Here is a 2,526-nt window from a genome sequence, read left to right on the forward strand (position 1 = left end):
GCCCCTCCAAGGCCGGCCACCTGTGCAAGGCCATCGCCGTCCTTCAAAATCACCGTGTCACACAGGCCGCCCGAGGGTGAAAAAGGTTCAGTGATGCGACGATCGTCATAGGCCTCGATCGGGCTCCTCATTCTCGCTGCGTTTGCCGGGGGAGCGATGTCCGCTAAACCGCATTTTCCAGCTTCGGCTCAGAGCGCGGATGTTTGTCGCCGAACTGATGATGTCCACCCCATGCCCACGTGCCAAGGTTAAGCAGTGATTAGGACGAGACTCCCCAACGGGATGCGGGACAATACGCGCAGGGCAGTGGAGGGAATCCGTACGCAACCATGACTGATGTCGTGACCGAACACACTTTTGTCTGGCCAACCGTGCAAGGCGATTGTGCCGGGACCGCTATTATAGCTGTCAAGCGAAGTCGAATGCAGGCCCAGCGGCAGAATCAGCGGGGTGTAGGTCGGCTTGGGAGGAGATAGGGCTGCCAGCAGGAATGTCCGCCCTGTCGGTGTGGGTGTGGCCGCAGCGCCCACCGCCACTGTCCATGATCGCAGCCGGTGGCCGGCTTCAAACAGGGTAAGTCTGCGAGTGGATAGCTCTATTTCTACTCGGTAAGGGCTATAGGCATTCTTCAGCCCTCCACCGTCACTGTAGATCCAACCTGTCGACTTGTTCGGCCGACTCGGCAGCAGAACACGAACCCATCCTTGCTGTGTCTGCACTATCGGAACCCACGTCGCGCTTCCCATCTCAGTGGTCGGCAATACCGCCACAGGGGGCCCACCTGGATGGGCATAAACTATCTGTGGTTCCGTGGGATGTGTCACAACTCCATCTCCCGCATCGAGCGAGTCAGCGTCCTTTGGTGCGCCACGCAATCTGGTGAAAGTTGTTGCACGCGGCAATCGTGCTATTTGTTCCACTGACACAGGCATCGGCCTGATGGGCTGAGTGGCCGCGGCCGGTGCTGCAGCAGCATGTGGTGGTCCGTCTGTGTCTGTGCCGCAAGAGACGGACAGGGGCATGACCGTTAGGACGCTGTACACAATCATCTTCGTCGACCAGCCTGCCTCACGGTCGGGGGTGGCGAGCTGAAAGCGATCAGGCAAGAATAGCTCCAAAAATCGGCGGTTGATCCCGGAAGAGAGGCGGCGTCGCTTCAACACGCCCTGTCGACGCAATGGAGGACACCACAGCTCCAGACTTGTGAGAGCGTTCCAGGTATAGCATCGCCGAACGCTGCCAATCGTCTTGCCTCTAGCTCGATAAATGTAAAGATTTGCCAGGCTTCCGGTTGGCAGTGCTTATATCTGAAGCTCCATGACGTGTCGCCTGCTGATGACCTTCTGCGCCTGTTCGATTAAGTCGATAGCTCCGTGCTTTGTGCATGACGTCAGCAGATGTTAACCCTGCAGGGGTTGGCTTGAGCGGCTGTGGGATCTTTGCGCTTAATGCGCGCTCAGGTGCCATGCGAATCCCGTTCGCCAGGAGCTAGTGCTTGTACAGTGTATCCGGCCAAATTGGACTAACGCCACCAAAATTCTCGTTGTGTGCGAATTGTAGCACAATCAATATTGACCGAGTTTTATGTGCCATTTAAGCGTTGGTGCTCACTATTGCTGATGTCTGCAAGTAGCGTGCCAAGTCGCGGGGGTGGCACTCCCGGGCTTCGCAGGGCGCCAACCGCTCCACGGCGGTAAGTCCGGCGGGTTGATATCTCGCTCAGTTGAACGTCTCGCCTTCTGTAGACACGAAAACCGGGTGTATCCGATTACCTTCTGCTAGGAGAACGACTCGCTAAATGAACGGAACCTTTAGGCAGACCTTGCTCAGGCTGCCCGGACTTTTCCGACTAGCGGGGGCTTTGCTACTTATCCCCCTCGTAGGCGCGTTCGCCCTCATACAATCGCGCGAGAGCGTCGCCCAGGCAGGCCCCGTCGACCTGGGAACCGCCCGCAGCTTCTCGGTTCTGGCTGGGGCCAGGGTCACCAACACCGGTCCCAGTATCATTGGGGCGGATTTGGGCGTAAGCCCAGGTACCGCGATCACCGGGTTCCCGCCTGGCATAGTGCTGGGGGCGCAGCACAGTGCCGATGCTGTAGCGCTTCAGGCGAAATCCGACTTGACCCTCGCATACAACGATGCTGCCGGCCGAACTCCGGCCACTAGTGTTGCAGGCGACCTCGTCGGCCAGACACTCCCACACGGCATTTATGCCTCCACTTCCACACTCGGCCTGACCGGCACTCTCACTCTCGACGGCGAGGGTGATCCCAATGCTGTCTTTATCTTCCAAATCGCCTCCACGCTCATCACTGGGTCAGGCAGCGACATCAACCTGATCAACGGCGCTCAAGCGTGCAATGTCTTCTGGCAAGTGGGCAGTTCGGCGACACTGGGAACGAACTCCACTTTCGTAGGGAACATTCTTGCCCTAATACGGCAGTCGTAGATCGTGATCTCTGTGGGGCAGTGCCCGTAACGCAGAACAGCCGCCCGGTGATCTTGATGTGTGACGATCAATGACCT

Annotated in this window: 2 protein-coding genes; one reads left to right on the forward strand and one right to left on the reverse strand. The window is 58.2% G+C overall.

What is annotated here, in order from left to right:
* Positions 1–248: 248 nt before the first annotated feature.
* The gene (locus tag AB0I38_RS40225) at positions 249–1,049 is read right to left on the reverse strand and encodes a L,D-transpeptidase (RefSeq protein ID WP_358496137.1); all 801 of its coding nucleotides are present in this window, start codon (positions 1,047–1,049) and stop codon (positions 249–251) included.
* A 749-nt stretch (positions 1,050–1,798) separates the two neighbouring features.
* Here AB0I38_RS40225 and AB0I38_RS40230 point away from each other — a divergent pair.
* Positions 1,799–2,449, forward strand: a complete 651-nt coding sequence (locus tag AB0I38_RS40230) for an ice-binding family protein (protein ID WP_358496132.1) — start codon at positions 1,799–1,801, stop codon at positions 2,447–2,449.
* Positions 2,450–2,526: the final 77 nt, after the last annotated feature.

It is taken from the genome of Nonomuraea cavernae (assembly GCF_040655715.1).
GTDB lineage: Bacteria > Actinomycetota > Actinomycetes > Streptosporangiales > Streptosporangiaceae > Nonomuraea > Nonomuraea cavernae_A.

Bases quoted from the DNA above. Each gene is read 5' to 3' on its own strand.
- AB0I38_RS40225 (WP_358496137.1), bottom strand. From the start codon at position 1,049: ATGATTGTGTACAGCGTCCTAACGGTCATGCCCCTGTCCGTCTCTTGC.
- AB0I38_RS40230 (WP_358496132.1), top strand. From the start codon at position 1,799: ATGAACGGAACCTTTAGGCAGACCTTGCTCAGGCTGCCCGGACTTTTC.